Origin of the sequence: Kribbella sp. NPDC049174, from assembly GCF_043197365.1 — a bacterium.
GTDB lineage: Bacteria > Actinomycetota > Actinomycetes > Propionibacteriales > Kribbellaceae > Kribbella.
This window is the reverse complement of record NZ_JBICSZ010000007.1, coordinates 140,203-154,908: the sequence shown is the minus strand read 5'-3', so window position 1 is coordinate 154,908 and position 14,706 is coordinate 140,203. Positions and strand designations below refer to the sequence as shown.

Here is a 14,706-nt window from a genome sequence, read left to right as displayed (position 1 = left end):
GCATTTTTGAAGTACGGAAAGCTCAGACCCGGCTGACGAAGATGTGCCCGGCCGTCTCGTCGCTGATCACGCCGCCGGCCTCGCGGCTGCCGACCAGGACACCCTCGGCGTCGAGGGTGGAGTCGACCTCGCGGCCCGGCAGCGCGCCGGCCTTGCGCAGCACCGCCATCGCGCCGTCGTCGGTCTGGACCGGCTCGGCGATCCGGCGGACCAGCACCCGCACGCTGTCACCGGTGGCCTGGTCGAGCACCTTGTCCAGCGGCTCGACGCCGATCCGGAAGTCCTCGGTCCCGCTCGCCTGGCCGTCGGTCAGCAGCTCCTCCAGCCCCGGGATCGGGTTGCCGTACGGCGACTCGGTCGGGTGGTTCAGGATCTTCAGCAGCCGCAGCTCGACCGCGTCGCTCATCACGTGCTCCCAGCGGCAGGCCTCCGTGTGCACGTCCTCCCACTCCAGCCCGATCACGTCGACCAGCAGCCGCTCGGCCAGACGGTGCTTGCGCATCACCCGGACCGCCTGCTTCCGGCCGACCTCGGTGAGCTCGAGATGACGGTCGCCCTCGACCGTGACGAGCCCGTCGCGCTCCATCCGAGCCACTGTCTGGCTGACCGTCGGACCGGACTGGTGCAGTCGTTCGGCGATCCGCGCGCGCAGCGGCAGGATGCCCTCTTCTTCCAGCTCGTAGACGGTCCGCAGGTACATCTCGGTGGTATCGATCAGCTCGCTCACGAAAACCATTCTCGCCTATGGAGGCAAGCCTTACCCAATCGCCTGTTCGGTTCTTGTGGTAGCGGGTCGGCGCGGGTCCGCGGATGGTCGTGGGTACTACCGGAGGATGCGGGATGTGGCAGCGGTGATGTGGTTCCGCCGGGATCTGCGGCTGGCGGACCATCCGGCGTTGCTGGACGCCGTCTCGGCGGGCGGCGGTCGGGTGGTGGCCCTGTTCGTCCTCGATCCCAGGCTCTGGGATCGAGCCGGCGATCCACGGCGTGCGCACCTGGCGGCGTCGTTGCGGAGCCTGTCCGAGTCCATCGGCGGCAACCTCGTCGTACGACGGGGAGCTCCGGCCGAGGTGGTCCCGGCGCTGGCCGACGAGGTCGGCGCGACCAGCGTCCACATCACTGCGGATCACGCGCCGTACGGACGGGACCGGGATGCGGAAGTTGAAGCCTCATTGAACTGTCCGCTGGTGGCGACGGGATCCCCGTACGCGATCGCGCCCGGCCGCATCCTGAACCAGCAGAACCGTCCCTACCAGGTGTTCACGCCGTACTTCCGCAGCTGGCTCGAGCACGGCTGGCGACAGCCGGTCGACCCGCCGGCGAAGGTCGACTGGATCACGGCCGACAGTGAAGACCTCCCGGACAGCACGGCGCACGGCGCCGGCGAGCAGGCCGCGCTGGACCATTGGCGCGCGTACCTGGACGAGGTCGGCCGGTACGACGACGAGCGCGACCGGCCCGATCTCGACAGCACCTCGCGGATGTCGATCCCGCTCAAGTACGGCGAGATCCACCCGCGCACGATGCTCGCCGACCTGGCCCGCAAGCGCAGCGCCGGCGCGGACGCGTACCGGCGCGAGCTCGCCTGGCGCGAGTTCTGCGCGGACCTGCTGAGGCGGCATCCCGACGCGTCCTGGAAACCGTTGCGGCCCGAGTTCGAGCGGATGTCGTACGACGAGCCCGGGGACGCGTTCGAGGCCTGGTGCGCGGGCCGGACCGGGCTCCCGTTCGTCGACGCCGGAATGCGGCAGCTCGCCGGGTCCGGCTTCCTGCACAACCGGGTGCGGATGGTCGTCGCGTCGTTCCTGGTCAAGGATCTGCACGTCCACTGGAAGTTCGGTGCCCGCTGGTTCATGCGGGCCCTGCGCGACGGCGATCTCGCGTCGAACTCGCTGAACTGGCAGTGGGTGGCCGGCTGCGGTGCGGACGCGGCGCCGTACTTCCGGATCTTCAACCCGGTCGGGCAGGGGCTGAAGTTCGACCCGGACGGCGAGTACGTCCGGCGCTGGGTCCCCGAGCTGCGTCACCTCGACGGCAAGGCCGCCCACGAACCGTGGAAGCACGGCGGCGCCGACGGCTACCCGGCCCCGATCGTCGACCACGCCGAGGCCCGTCGCGAGGCGCTCAGAAGGTACGACGCGATCCGCTGAGACCACCGAGTCTTGACGACTACTTGAGCCATACCCCTATAGTGCTAGTTACCTAGATGAATGGGGTTGGAGATGATCGAGTTCCATCTGGACGGCCGGTCGGGGGTCTCGCCGTACCAGCAGATCGTCCAGCAGGTCCGGAACGCGCTGCGGCTCGGTCTGCTGCGCGAGGGAGACCAGCTGCCGACCGTCAAGGACGTGGTCGCGACGCTGGCGATCAACCCGAACACGGTGCTCAAGGCCTACCGCGAACTCGAGCACGAAGGCCTGGTCCAGGCCCGGCCCGGACGCGGCACGTTCGTGACCCGCACGCTGACCGACAACACCCTCGCCGCCCACGGCCCGCTCCGGCAGGACCTGCGCCGCTGGCTGGCGAAGGCACGCAAGGCAGGCCTCGACGACGAGAGCATCGAGGCGTTGTTCCTGACAACCTTTCGGACCGCCGCTCAGGAGGACATAGCTTGACGTCCTCCCCGCCCCGAAGGACGGGGATTCCAACTCATCGACGCGGAGGTAGCGAGTTGAGGTTCACGTTTCGCAGCCGATCGGACTCCATCGGCTCCACGCGCTGTCACGGCACGCCCTGCCGCGATGTTGGTAGCTGCATTCACGTCCGCGTTCGCGATGTAGCCGCAGGACGGGCACCGGAAGTCGGCTTGGTTCTCGCGCGCCTTCCTGTCCTTGGTCCCGCAGCGCGAACACGTCTGCGATGTGTAGGCGGGCACAACCTTCTCCACCCGCCCAACGGCCTTGTGCTCCAGCCGCTCGACCAGACAACCCCAGCCGTTGGCCAGGATGCCGCGGTTGAGGCCTGCCTTCTGCCGGACGTTCTTCCCCGGCTCGGCGACCGTTCCTTTGGCCGAGCGGGTCAACTTCCGGATCCTGAGATCTTCCACCCGTATAACGTCGAAACGACGCGCAAGGTCGGTGGAGGTCTGCTCGACCCAGTCCTTGCGCCGATCCGTTTCCCGAGCCTTCAAGTGTGCGATCGCTGCCACGATCCTGGCGCGCCGGTTCGATCCGTGTTGAGCCTTCGACAGGCGGCGCTGCAACCGGAGGAGGCGGGATTTCTCGCCCGGCCTGAGTCTTGGGCAGTACAGGAGCTCCCCGGTCGACAGGGCAGCGGACACGATCACGCCGCGGTCCACACCGACAACGTCCCCATTGGCTGGTGCTGGGATCGGATCCGGCGCCACAGCGAACGCCACATGCCAGCGGCCAGCCCGGTCGCGCGTCACCCGGTACGACTTCGCCTCCGGCAACGGGCGGGACAGCCGGAACCTGATCCAGCCAACCTTCGGCACGAGAACTCGTCCCCACCTCCGCGACAATCTCTCCGTTCGGGATGCCTGTGCGCCGACGATGCGAAAGCCCTCGTGCCGACCGGCCTTGCGCCACGTCGGGCGTCGGTTGATGCCGGCGAAGAACCGGGTAACAGCCTGATCGAAATCCCGCAACGCCTGCTGCTGCACCATCTGCGACCCAGCGCGCAACCAATCGTTGTTGGCGCGGGCCTCGGTGAGTTGGCGTGCCTGTGCCACGAACCGGGGAGCGTGGGAGCGGCGACCAGGCCGCCACATCGACCACTGTTCGAGGGCGAGATTCCACACGAATCTGGCATGCCCGCACTGCTCCAGCAACGCTGCGACTTGGGCAGGCGTCGGAGCGAGGCGGTAGCGGGACACAGAAAGAATCCAAGCAGCTCGCACCGACACTTCTTGAAGGGAGGGAGATGGCGCTACTTCCCCGCCGCGAGGTACGGGACGTCCGCGCCATCATTGCGATGACCCCGGTTCTGCAGGCCCAGGGATTGGGCAAGAGATACGGTCGCCGGTGGGCGTTGACCGACTGCGACCTGGAGGTTCCGGCTGGGCACGTGGTTGGGCTGGTCGGGCCGAACGGGGCAGGCAAGAGCACGCTGCTGAACCTGGCCGTCGGAATGCTCACCCCGACGACCGGCACCGTCGAGGTGCTCGGTACGGCGGCCGGTGCACAGCAGGCGAAGGTCGGGTACGTCGCTCAGGACACCCCCACCTACAGCCGCCTGAGCATCGCCGATCATCTGAAACTCGGCGCCCGGCTCAACCCGGGGTGGGACGATTCCCTTGCCCAGCAACGGATCCAGCACCTCGGCCTCGACCCGAAGCAGCGCGCCGGCAAGTTGTCCGGCGGCCAGCGGGCGCAGCTGGCGCTGACCGTCGGCCTGGCCAAGCGTCCCGATCTGCTGATCCTGGACGAACCGGTCGCCGCGCTCGATCCGCTGGCCCGGCGCGAGTTCCTGCAGGACCTGATGCAGGCGGTCGCCGAGCAGGAGTTGAGCGTCGTACTGTCCTCGCACCTCGTCTCCGACGTGGAACGCGCCTGTGACTTCCTGGTCGTGCTGGTCGACTCGCGGGTCCAGGTGAGTGGCGAGATCGACACCCTGCTCGCGACGCACTTCCGGCTGACCGGACCGCGGCGCAACGCCAAGGACCTGCCCCGGGACCAGCACGTGGTGACCGAGAGCCACACGGACCGGCAGTCGACATTCCTGATCCGGACCGACCAGCCGATCCTCGACCCGGCCTGGAACGTCAGTCAGCTCACCCTCGAAGACCTGGTGCTGGCGTACATGGGCCGCACCGCCCCGGCCCAACCCGAACGCCCGCTGCTGGAGGTGCACCGATGATCTGGTTGACCTGGCGACAGTTCCGCGTCCAGTTCCTGGTGGTCGCGACGGTGATCGCCGCGGCGATCGTCATCCTCGCCGTCACCGGGCCGGGGCTCGCGGACGACTATCAACGGCTGACCACCGAGTTCATCAGGAATCTCGCGCTCGAGCGGCTCAACCCGCAGCTGTACTACATCGGACAGGCGCTCCTGTACGCCGTCCCGCCGGTGATCGGAGCGTTCTGGGGCGCGCCGCTGATCGCGCGTGAGCTGGAGACCGGGACACACCGGCTGGTGTGGAGCCAGAGCATCGGCCGGCGACGCTGGCTCGCGACCAAGGTCGGGATCACCGGCCTGAGCGCGATCGCGATCACCGGACTGCTCAGCCTCGCCGTCACCTGGTGGTCCGACCCGATCGACGACGCGATCAACGCCGGACAGGAGTCGAACTCCTACCTGCCCCGGATGTTCCCGCCGGTCTTCTCCGCCCGCGGCCTGGTCCCGGTCGGGTACGCCGCCTTCGCGTTCGCCCTCGGTGTCGCGATCGGACTCGTCGTACGCCGTACCCTCGTCGCCCTCGCGGTCACCCTGGCCGTGGTGATCCTGGTGCAGATCCTGACGCCGACGTTCGTCCGGCCGCACCTGATGGCGCCGACGGATCAGAAGATCGTCGCTTCCGCGGAGAACATCCGTGGCTTCATGCTCTCCGGGCCAGGGCCCAATCCGGAGGTGAAGCAGATCGAGGTCGCGACCGGTGCCGTCGGCGCGTGGAAGCTGTACGACAAGACCGTCGACAAGTCCGGCAAGGCGCTGAGCGTGCTGCCCTCGTGGACGATCGACTGCGAACCAGGTGGGCCGCCGGGAGCAGCCCAGGAGGTGCGCCCCAACCCGAAGCGGGACGCGTGCTTCCAGCGGCTGGCCGACGAGGGCTACCGGCAGCACGTCCGGTACTTCACCTCGGACACCTTCTGGTCACTGCAGTGGCGCGAGTTCGGGTTGTTCATGCTGCTGGCTTTCGGCCTGACCGGGTTCAGCTTCTGGCGGATCCGGCGCGACCTTTCCTGAGCCGTCGTACCAGCAGGGCGACCGCGAGCAGGGCTGCGGCCACCACAGCCGAGGTCCAAGGCAGGGTGACCGCGAGGACGACGCAGCCGACCAGGCCGATCACGTTGACGGCACGAGGCCAACGACGTTGATCGGCCGGTTGGGTGAACGCGGCGGCGTTCGCGATCGCGTAGTACAGCAGGACACCGAAGGACGAGAAGCCGATCACGCCTCTGAGGTCGGTGGTGAGGACGAGGATGCCGACGACCACGGCGAGCGCGATCTCGGCGTGGTGCGGCACTTGGTAGCGCGGGTGTACGGCGGCCAGCCACGCGGGGAGGTCGTGGTTGCGCGCCATCGCCAGGGAGGTCCGCCCGATGCCGGCGATCAGAGCGAGAAGCGCACCGAGGCTGGCCAGCGCAGCTCCGATCCTCACCACCGGGACGGCCCAGGCCGCACCGACCGCGTCGACCGCGGCGGCCAGCGGCGCGGTGGTCGTCGCGGGGTCGAGCACCCGCAACAGCGCTACGCCGACCAGGAAGTAGATGCCAATGGCAAGTAGCAGGGCGATGCCGATGGCGCGGGGGATGGTCTTCGCCGGGTCCCGCACCTCCTCGCCCATCGTCGCGATCCGCGCGTAGCCGGCGAAGGCGAAGAACAACAACCCCGCCGCCTGCAGGAACCCGTACGGCGAGGTGCCGGTGAGCGCCGGTAGTTCGCGATGCGGCTCACCGGTGAAGAGCAGAACCAGCACGAGGGCAAGCACCGCCAAGGTGCACGTGACCAGGACTCTGGTCAGCCGGGCGGTCCTGGTCACGCCGCGGTAGTTGACGGCCGCCAGCCCGGCAACTGCCAGCAAAGCGATCAGTCGCCGGAGCCATTCGGCGCCGGGCACCGCGTAGGTGGCGAACGTCAGCGCCATCGCCGCACATGACGCGGTCTTGCCGATGACGAAGCACCAGCCCGCGGCGAAACCCCACCACTCCCCCAGCCGCTCCCGGCCGTACACGTACGTCCCGCCCGACACGGGATAGACAGCCGCCAACTGAGCCGACGACACCGCGTTGCAGTAGGCAACAACCGCCGCGATCACCAACCCGATCAGCAGCCCCGCCCCGGCCGCCTGCGCAGCCGGTGCCCAGACCGCGAACACGCCGGCCCCCACCATCGACCCGACACCGATGACGACGGCGTCACCCAGACCGAGGCGTCGCGCGAGCCCCGGCTGGGCAGCCATCAGACCGCCTTGAGGACGCCGAGGAGGCGGGCCACCTCGGCGGCTACCGCGTCACGGGCCGGGCCCAGGTACTTGCGGGTGTCGATCAGAGTCGGGTTGTCGGTGAGCGTTCGGCGGACCGACTCGGTGAAGACGTTGTTGAGGTGGGTGGCGATGTTGACCTTGGTCATCCCGGCCTCGACGGCGCGGGTGAGGTCGGGGTCGGCCACGCCGGAAGACCCATGCAGGACGAGCGGTACGGCGACTGCGGCGTGGAGCTCGGTGATCAGGTCGAAGTCGAGGGTGGCGGTGCGCTCGGTCATCGCGTGGGACGAGCCGACGGCTACCGCGAGAGCGTCGACGGCGGTGGCCTCGGCGAAGGCGACAGCTTCGTCGGGCCGGGTGCGAGCACCGGGCGCGTGCACGCCGTCCTTGCCGCCGACCTCGCCGATCTCGGCCTCGACGAAGACGCCGTGGTCGTGGCAGAACGTCGTCACCTCACTGGTCGCGGCGACGTTGTCGGCGTACTCGAGTTTCGAGGCGTCGTACATGACCGAGGTGAAGCCGAGCGAGACCGCCTCGGTGACCAGGTCGCGGTCCATCGCGTGATCGAGGTGTACGACGACCGGGACCGAAGCGGCGGCCGCGGCGGCCAGTGTGGCGACACCGATCGGCTTGAGCGCGCCGTGGTACTTCACCGCGTTCTCACTGATCTGCAGGATCACCGGTGCACCGGCCTGCTCGGCTCCGGCGATCAGCGCGATCGCGTGCTCCAGCTGGATCACGTTGAACGCGCCGACCCCGCGACCGGCCTTGGCAGCGGTCAGCACAACCTCGGCCCCGGAAACCAACGGCATGAGAACTCCTTCTAGTTGACGGCAACCTGAGGTTGCCAACGCCGGTACGCGCCCAAATCGATGTCTCCGGCAACCGGCGTCAGGACAGCGGCGGCGGATGCGGCGACGGCAGACTTCAGGACGACGGACCAGTCCGGCTCGGGCGCCTCCGCGACCGCCGCGGCGACGACCGCCGTACACGCGTCTCCCGCGCCGGTCGGATTCCCGGACACCTTCTCGACCGGCAATGCCCGCCAGACACCTTTGTGGCTCGCGGCAACCATTCCGCGGGATCCGTCGGTGATCACGGCCGCGGTCGCGCCGAGCTGAACCAGTTGCCGAGCGCCCTCCTCGACCGTGGTGTCGCCGAGCGCGTCACGCAACTCGGCCGCGTTGGACCGCACCACCGCACCGGCCTTCGCCGCCGCGGTCAGCGCGTCGCCACCGGCGTCGATCACCGTCAGTACGTCGTGATGCCGGGCCCGGACCGCGAGCTCGGCGTACGCATCGGCCGGCAAGCCCGGCGGAAGGCTGCCGGAGCACGCCAGCACGCCCAGCCGACCCCACGGCATCCGGTCGAGGAACGCTCGCCACTCGTCGGCCGTCACCGACGGGCCGGCCTCGTTGAAGATCGTCGCGTCCCCGTCGGCGCCGTTGACGATGGCAACGGTACGGCGAGTCTCCCCGGCGATCGGGGTGAGCAGCGCGGTCAGCCCGGCGTCGAAGAGCTCCTCGGCGACGAGCTCACCGGTGACACCGCCGACGAATCCGAGCACGAGCACCTGGTGACCGAGCGTCGACGCCACCCGCGCGACATTCACACCCTTGCCACCGGCCCGCTGCCGGATCGCGGCGACCCGATGACTGCCGCCGACGACGAGCTCGTCCACCTCGTAGGTGACGTCCAGCGCGAGGTTGAGAGTGACGGTGCCGATCATGGTCCGATCAGTCCAGCCACGACCCGGCCCGCATCACCTTCTGGACGGCGTACTCCTCGTCCAGGAGCACCAGGTCGGCCCGCTTACCGGTCTCGATCGCGCCGACGTCGTACCAGCCGAAGGTCTGGGCCGGCGTGGTCGACGCCATCCGGGACGCGTCGACCAGGGACACCCCGGCCTTGACCGCGTTGGCGTAGGCGGCGCCCATCGTCAACGTGCTGCCGGCGATCGAGTGCGTGCCGTGCGCGAGCGTCACCAGCCCGTCCTTCACGTCCACCTCGAGGTTCCCGATCTTGTACCGCCCCTCCGGCATCCCGGTCGCCTCCATCGCGTCGGTGATCAGGGCGATCCGGTTCACCCCCGCCGCGGCCAGTGCGACCCGGACGACCTGCGGATCCAGGTGCAGGCCGTCGTTGATCACTTCGAGCAGCAACCGCTCGTCGTTGATCGCGGCACCGACCGGACCGGGGTCGCGGTGGTGGAACGGCCGCATCCCGTTGAACAGGTGCGTCGCCACGGTCGCCCCGGCGTCGGCACCGGCGATCATCTGCTCGTACGTCGCGTCGGTGTGCCCGAGCGCGGCGACGGCACCGGCGTCGACCACCTGCCGGATCGCGTCCAGCCCGTGCTCGAGCTCCGGCGCGATCGTCACCATCCGCACGACGTCGCTCAGCACCTTGGCCACGTCGTCCGCGACCGGGTCACGCAGCATCGTCGGGTCGTGCGCACCACACCGCGCCTCGGACAGGAACGGGCCTTCGAGGTGGACGCCCGCGATCACACCGTCGGCGACGAGCTCCGCGAGGCACGCGGTCTGCGAGACCAGGTCGTCGAGCGGCGACGTGACCAGGCTGGCCAGCGTGGTCGTCGTACCGTGCCTGGCATGGAAGGCCGCGACCTTGCGCGCCTCCTCCGGATCGGTCGTCGAATACGTCGACCCGCCGCCACCGTGGGTGTGGATGTCGACGAAGCCCGGGACGACCGTGACGTCACCGAGGTCCTCCGGCCGCTTGCCGTCGGCCGGCATCCCCTCGGACCGGCGGCCGAAGGCGAGGATGTCCTCGTCGACCACCTGGATCCAGGCGTTCTCCAGCACGTCGTCCGGCGTCACGAGCCGGCCCACGCGATAAGTCGTCATACCGCACCCTCATTCTCGTCCGCGGCGACTCGGTCCCAGGCCATCTGCGCGGCGCCGAGGCAGCCGGCCTCCTCACCCAGGACGGCGGCGACGATCTCCGGCTCGCGCTGGAACGTCAGCCGTGCGTGGATGCCGTCGCGCAGTGGCTGCAGCAGCGTCTCGCCCGCTCCTACCAGTCCACCACCGATCGCGATCCGCGTGGGCGCGACCAGGGTGGTGTAGAGGACCAGTGCGTCGACCAGGACGGTCAGCGCGTCGTCCCAGACCTGCGCGGCGTCCGGGTCACCGGCGGCGAGCAGCTCGAGCACCTCGCGGGCACCGTCCACGGTCCGCCCGGTGCGGGCGCCGTACCTCCGGGCCAGGGCGGCGGCGGAGGCGACGGTCTCGAGGCAGCCCCACTGACCGCAGGCGCACTGCTCGGCGCCGTCGCCGTGGACGAAGCGGGTGTGGCCGAGTTCACCGGCGTACCCGTCGCCGCTGACCAGCGAGCCGTCGACCACCATCGCCGCGGCGATGCCGGTGCCGAGCGGGAGGAACATCGAGTTCGTGGTGCCGGCCAGGGCGCCGTGGCGGAGCTCGGCGTACCCACCGGCCCGGACGTCGTGGGCGAGTACGACCGGTACGTCCGCGCCGACCGCGGCGGTCAGCTCGGCGAGCACCGGCGTACCGGCCCAGGCCAGATTCTCGGCGCCGACGGTACCGGTCGCGGCGTCGATGACGCCGGGCACGACCACGCCGATGGCGCGCACCCGATGGCCGTCGGCGGTCGCCTTCTGGCCGAGTTCGACGACGGTTTCCAGCAGCGCGTCGAGGACGGCGCGGCCCCCAGCGTCCCGGGGAGTCGGCCTGGTCTCGCGGTGCAGCACGGCACCGTCGGCGGCGACCAGGCCGCACTTCATCCGGGTTCCACCGAGATCGACGGCAACCACGACTTCACAGGGGTCCACGGAGCGCCATTATGCAGCGTTACCCGGCAGTCCGAACATCCGTGAGCAGTCTTTGGACATCTCCGGCCGTACCACCTGCGACGCTGGTTCAGTTGCGTCCGAAGATCCGCGGGCAGGGCGCCGCGGGTATTCGGCCGCCACCGGATCAGGCGCGCAGGCCCCGGTCGAACCCCGCCACCAGGAACGCGATCAGGTTCTCGGCCAACTTGCCGGAATCCTCTGCGTCCTCCAGACCTGGTGTGCGAGACAGCGCCTGCGACTGGTGCAGGGCGAGCAGACCGAGCATGTTCACGTACCCGAACGCGACCGCTTCCGGCGTCGCGTGCGGTAGCGCGGCCTTCAGCGCGGTCAGGTACCGCGCCTCGATCGGATCGGACTCGGCCGCGTACAGGTCGCGGATCCGCTGGCTCGGATCGAAGGCGATCCGGCCGATGAACCGTGCGACCACGGCACCGCGCTCACCGCGGCGCAGGACCAGGTCCAGTCCGGGCTCGATGAAGGCGCGGATCAGTTGTTCGGGCTCCGGCTGACCGGAGGCCTCCAACTGGTCCAGCCGGCGCCTGCGTTCGGTGTTGACCGGCGCCATGGCCCGCGCCACCGCCGCTCGCAGCAGCGCTTCCTTCGAGCCGAAGTGATAGTTGACCGCCGCGATGTTCGCGGCTGCCGCGACCGTGATGGCGCGCAGCGATGTTCCTTCGTAACCCCCTTCGCCGAATCGTTGCTCAGCGACGTTGAGCAACCTCTCCCGGGTCGACTCGACCGGCGTTTCCACAGAGTTCTCCTTCCCCCCGGCCACTGCTTGCTCAGGCACCCCACCTGCTCACTCGCCGTAGCCTGCAGTCAGCATAGTTCAAACGGTCGTTTGAACAGGAGTACTCAGCTCAGTTATCTCCGAGAATTCCTCAGATTTCTCTGAAACTCCTTCTTTCCCACCGGGATCACAACTCACACCTGTGTACTTCGCCTGTCGCCCAGGTCCCCTGATCCGGTCCGCCGGGATGGTCTTAGTACTCAGATTCGGTCACTGTGTGTGGCAATGTGAGCCACCGACCGTGAACGACTAGGGTCGAGATCCATGAATGACCGGGAAGCGGTGTGGATCGCCCGACGGTTCCAGGGACCGGAGAGATCCGGGAACGGTGGGTACGTCGCCGGCCGGCTGGGGACCGCCCTGGCCGGTGCGATCGACGGCGGGCTGGTGCCGCAGGTCACCTTGCGGATGCCGCCGCCGGTGGAGCGGGAGCTGGAGCTCGTCGCCGACTCCGAGGGCGCCCGCCTGCTCGACGGTGAGTCCTTGGTCGCGAGCGCCGTACCGGTGTCCGCTGACTTCCTGGCCGATGCGACAGTCGATCCGGTGTTGCCGGAGGAGGCTCGGGTGGCCGAGGCGTCGTACCGCGGGCTGAAGAACCACCCGTTCCCGACGTGCTTCGTGTGCGGGCCGGCCAACAAGGACGGACTGCACCTCAAGCCCGGGCCTTTGGGCGACGGACGGACGGCGTGCACCTGGAAACCGGCCGCCGACCTCGCCACCGGCGACGACGGGCTGGTGGACGAGGTGTTCCTCTGGGCGGCACTCGACTGCCCGGGTGGATGGGCGATCGATCTGGAGGGCCGGCCGTCGGTGCTCGGCCAGCTCACGGCCTGCATCGACGCACGACCGCATGTCGGTGAGGCCTGCGTGGCACTCGGCCGCTACCTCGGTGAGGACGGTCGGAAGACGTTCACCGCCAGCACCCTGTACGACGCCGACGGCCGCGTGCTCGCCCGTGCGCGCCACACGTGGATCACCGTCGACCCGGCGATGTTCAACTAGCGAACCCGGGCCGCGTGGGCCCGGACCTTGGCGCGGTTGCCGCAGGTCGCCATCGAGCACCAGCGCCGGCGCCCGCGCTGATCGAGGAACAGCCAGCCGCACGACTCCCCCGGGCAGAGCCGGACATGTGCCCGGGATGGCCCGGTGAACAGCTCACCGGCGAGCAGCGCGACCTGGTCGAGCGGCTGAGCCAAGTCCTCCGGCAACTCCCACGACGCGCCCTCGTCCGCAGGCACGAGCTGCCGCCGCCCGGATGCCTTCTCGATCACCCGGGCCGCGCCCTCGAACGACCCACCGGTCGTCTGGCCGGTCAGGACGTCGTACAGATCGGCTCTGAACTCCAAAGCCGTGTGCAACCTGCGGGCCGCCTCGGTCGGCTTACCGCTGGCCTGCTCGATCAGGCGGAACACGGTCGCCGGCGGCAACAGGCCGACGTACGAGGTCCAGATCAGGAAGGCCTCGTACGACGTCAGCCACTCGGTCCGTGGCCGGGCCCGGACGGTCCAGTCGGCCCGGGTGTTGACGAAGTCGAGCACCGGGTCCGCGCCGACCGGCTTGGGCAGGACGACGCCCTGCACGAGCTCTAGGTGCGAAGGCAGCGCGGACACGGGTGCTCTCGATTCAGCGGTTCGGCTGGGTCTGCTGGTTCGGCGGAGCCGGCTGGGCCGGCTGGGTGGTCTGGGCGGTGGTCGGCACCGGGATGCTGACGTTGCCGTTCTGCGGGATCACCATGAACTGGATCTTGCCCGACTCGATCGCCGTCTTCAGCAGGTAGCCCTGCGCCCCGAGCATCGCCACCTGCTGCTTGACCGACTGCAGCTCGACGTTGACCTGCTCGTTCTTCTGCACCTGCGTCGCCCTGGCCAGCTCGGCCCGCTGCTTGGCCTCCAGGCCGTCGATGATGCCCTTGTCCAGCGGCGTCGGCTTCTGGACGGTGAAGGACAGCTCACCGCACGCGTTGTTGCCGGTGTACGACGGGCCGCAGAAGTAGTCCCCGCCGACCGCGGCCGGCAGCAGCCGGGTGAACTCCTCGGCCGCAGCCTTCTGGAAGGCGGACTTCTTCGCCTCGTTGTTGTAGAGCTCGGCCCAGTTGTAGTTGGTCGCGACGGCGGACAATGCGCGGTCGATCTGCGGCCGGAAGTAGCTCCGCAGCATGGTGTCCCAGCCGTCGTCCTCGTACGCGTCGGTCTTCAGACCGATCCGCTCATGGAAGGACTTCAGCGTCTCCTCGGTCCGATTCAGGGTGAAGTAGACCTGCACCCGGACACCGAGCCGGACGTTGTCCTTGCTGACCACGGTGACCTCGTCGGCGGTGTCGGTGTCCGCACCGTCGCCGCCGATGATGTACGAGCGCTGGTCGATCGGGTAGGCGTAGACCGTGTCGCCCGGGCCGATCAGCTTGTTCGTCGAGCCCGGCGGGATGATCGACTTGAAGCTCTTGTCCTCGACCACACCGCCGCCGTAGTGCAGACCGATCTTGTTCGCGTCGGTGTCGGCGAAGTTGAAGATGTTGAACAACACGATCAGCGCGATCACGGCCAGGACGATGCCGCCGATCACCTTCGCCTTGACGCCGCCGCCCCCGGTGGCCTTCACCGCGGCCGCGGCGTTCCCCAGCTTTGCCATCAGTCGTCGAGCTCCTTGCGTTCTACCAGTCGCCGTACGTCGGCGATCGTCAGGTCGGCGGTGAGCGCGACGTCGCGCGGCACCGACGGATGCGAGCTGAGCGTACGCAAGCCCTGCTCGGCAGCCGCGACCGCCCGTTCCAGCGCCCTGGCCTCCTGCAGCAGCGCCCGGTTCTCGGCGTGCAGCTCGGCCAGCGCCCGCTCTGCCTGGGCGGCCCGGCGGTACGACGCCCACGCGAACCAGGCGGTTCCGACCAGCAGGATGACGATCACCGGCAGTCCGAGTCTGAACATGTCCCTTATGGGATCACGTTCGCGGGCGAAAAGCGGTTGAACGGCGGACCTTCGGG

At 69.1% G+C, this 14,706-nt stretch carries 16 protein-coding genes; 5 read left to right on the top strand and 11 right to left on the bottom strand.

What is annotated here, in order from left to right; all coding sequences use genetic code 11:
* Nucleotides 1–22: 22 nt before the first annotated feature.
* The gene (locus ACGFIF_RS30475) at nucleotides 23–727 is read right to left on the bottom strand and encodes a metal-dependent transcriptional regulator (protein ID WP_393159232.1); all 705 of its coding nucleotides are present in this window, start codon (nucleotides 725–727) and stop codon (nucleotides 23–25) included.
* A 106-nt stretch (nucleotides 728–833) separates the two neighbouring features.
* On the opposite strand from ACGFIF_RS30475, the gene ACGFIF_RS30470 reads away from it, so the two are divergent.
* Nucleotides 834–2,150, top strand: coding sequence for a cryptochrome/photolyase family protein (locus ACGFIF_RS30470; RefSeq protein ID WP_393159231.1), 1,317 nt, complete (start codon nucleotides 834–836; stop codon nucleotides 2,148–2,150).
* A gap of 60 nt (nucleotides 2,151–2,210) precedes the next feature.
* Complete coding sequence (locus ACGFIF_RS30465) at nucleotides 2,211–2,615, top strand: GntR family transcriptional regulator (protein ID WP_393159230.1); 405 nt, start codon at nucleotides 2,211–2,213, stop codon at nucleotides 2,613–2,615.
* Here the strand turns inward: ACGFIF_RS30465 and ACGFIF_RS30460 are convergent.
* Nucleotides 2,597–3,835 (bottom strand): RNA-guided endonuclease InsQ/TnpB family protein, encoded by a 1,239-nt coding sequence (locus ACGFIF_RS30460; protein ID WP_393159229.1) that lies wholly within the window; start codon nucleotides 3,833–3,835, stop codon nucleotides 2,597–2,599. The two genes, ACGFIF_RS30465 and ACGFIF_RS30460, sit on opposite strands and share 19 nt — an antisense overlap.
* 47 nt (nucleotides 3,836–3,882) lie before the next feature.
* Here ACGFIF_RS30460 and ACGFIF_RS30455 point away from each other — a divergent pair, with 47 nt between their 5' ends.
* A complete protein-coding gene (locus ACGFIF_RS30455; protein ID WP_393159228.1) occupies nucleotides 3,883–4,818 on the top strand; it encodes an ABC transporter ATP-binding protein in 936 nt (311 codons plus the stop codon).
* Nucleotides 4,815–5,864, top strand: coding sequence for an ABC transporter permease subunit (locus ACGFIF_RS30450; RefSeq protein WP_393159227.1), 1,050 nt, complete (start codon nucleotides 4,815–4,817; stop codon nucleotides 5,862–5,864). The genes ACGFIF_RS30455 and ACGFIF_RS30450 overlap by 4 nt, the downstream gene beginning before the upstream one ends.
* Here ACGFIF_RS30450 and ACGFIF_RS30445 read toward each other — a convergent pair.
* The 6 genes from ACGFIF_RS30445 to ACGFIF_RS30420 all read right to left on the bottom strand — a co-directional run bounded on the left by ACGFIF_RS30445 (nucleotide 5,830) and on the right by ACGFIF_RS30420 (nucleotide 11,690).
* Nucleotides 5,830–7,080: an APC family permease gene (locus ACGFIF_RS30445; protein ID WP_393159226.1), complete on the bottom strand. Its 1,251-nt coding sequence runs from the start codon at nucleotides 7,078–7,080 to the stop codon at nucleotides 5,830–5,832. The genes ACGFIF_RS30450 and ACGFIF_RS30445 overlap by 35 nt on opposite strands.
* Nucleotides 7,080–7,916, bottom strand: a complete 837-nt coding sequence (locus tag ACGFIF_RS30440; protein ID WP_393159225.1) for a ketose-bisphosphate aldolase — start codon at nucleotides 7,914–7,916, stop codon at nucleotides 7,080–7,082. The genes ACGFIF_RS30445 and ACGFIF_RS30440 overlap by 1 nt, the downstream gene beginning before the upstream one ends.
* Before the next feature lie 11 nt (nucleotides 7,917–7,927).
* A complete protein-coding gene (locus ACGFIF_RS30435) occupies nucleotides 7,928–8,833 on the bottom strand; it encodes a 1-phosphofructokinase family hexose kinase (protein WP_393159223.1) in 906 nt (301 codons plus the stop codon).
* A gap of 7 nt (nucleotides 8,834–8,840) precedes the next feature.
* Nucleotides 8,841–9,971, bottom strand: coding sequence for an N-acetylglucosamine-6-phosphate deacetylase (nagA, locus tag ACGFIF_RS30430; protein WP_393159221.1), 1,131 nt, complete (start codon nucleotides 9,969–9,971; stop codon nucleotides 8,841–8,843).
* A complete protein-coding gene (locus ACGFIF_RS30425; RefSeq protein ID WP_393159220.1) occupies nucleotides 9,968–10,918 on the bottom strand; it encodes an ROK family protein in 951 nt (316 codons plus the stop codon). The genes nagA and ACGFIF_RS30425 overlap by 4 nt, the downstream gene beginning before the upstream one ends.
* 145 nt (nucleotides 10,919–11,063) lie before the next feature.
* Nucleotides 11,064–11,690 (bottom strand): TetR family transcriptional regulator, encoded by a 627-nt coding sequence (locus ACGFIF_RS30420; RefSeq protein ID WP_393159218.1) that lies wholly within the window; start codon nucleotides 11,688–11,690, stop codon nucleotides 11,064–11,066.
* A gap of 303 nt (nucleotides 11,691–11,993) precedes the next feature.
* Here ACGFIF_RS30420 and ACGFIF_RS30415 point away from each other — a divergent pair, with 303 nt between their 5' ends.
* Entirely contained in the window at nucleotides 11,994–12,731 is a 738-nt protein-coding gene (locus ACGFIF_RS30415) for a hypothetical protein (protein WP_393159216.1), read from the top strand.
* Here ACGFIF_RS30415 and ACGFIF_RS30410 read toward each other — a convergent pair.
* Genes ACGFIF_RS30410 through ACGFIF_RS30400 form a run of 3 tightly spaced genes read right to left on the bottom strand, consistent with a single transcriptional unit; the run spans nucleotide 12,728 to nucleotide 14,650 of the window.
* On the bottom strand, nucleotides 12,728–13,339 hold the full coding sequence (locus ACGFIF_RS30410; protein ID WP_393159214.1) for a CGNR zinc finger domain-containing protein: 612 nt from the start codon (nucleotides 13,337–13,339) through the stop codon (nucleotides 12,728–12,730). The two genes, ACGFIF_RS30415 and ACGFIF_RS30410, sit on opposite strands and share 4 nt — an antisense overlap.
* A 13-nt stretch (nucleotides 13,340–13,352) precedes the next feature.
* Nucleotides 13,353–14,357, bottom strand: coding sequence for an SPFH domain-containing protein (locus tag ACGFIF_RS30405; protein WP_393159212.1), 1,005 nt, complete (start codon nucleotides 14,355–14,357; stop codon nucleotides 13,353–13,355).
* On the bottom strand, nucleotides 14,357–14,650 hold the full coding sequence (locus ACGFIF_RS30400; RefSeq protein WP_393159210.1) for a hypothetical protein: 294 nt from the start codon (nucleotides 14,648–14,650) through the stop codon (nucleotides 14,357–14,359). Before ACGFIF_RS30400 ends, ACGFIF_RS30405 begins: the two co-directional genes overlap by 1 nt.
* Nucleotides 14,651–14,706: the final 56 nt, after the last annotated feature.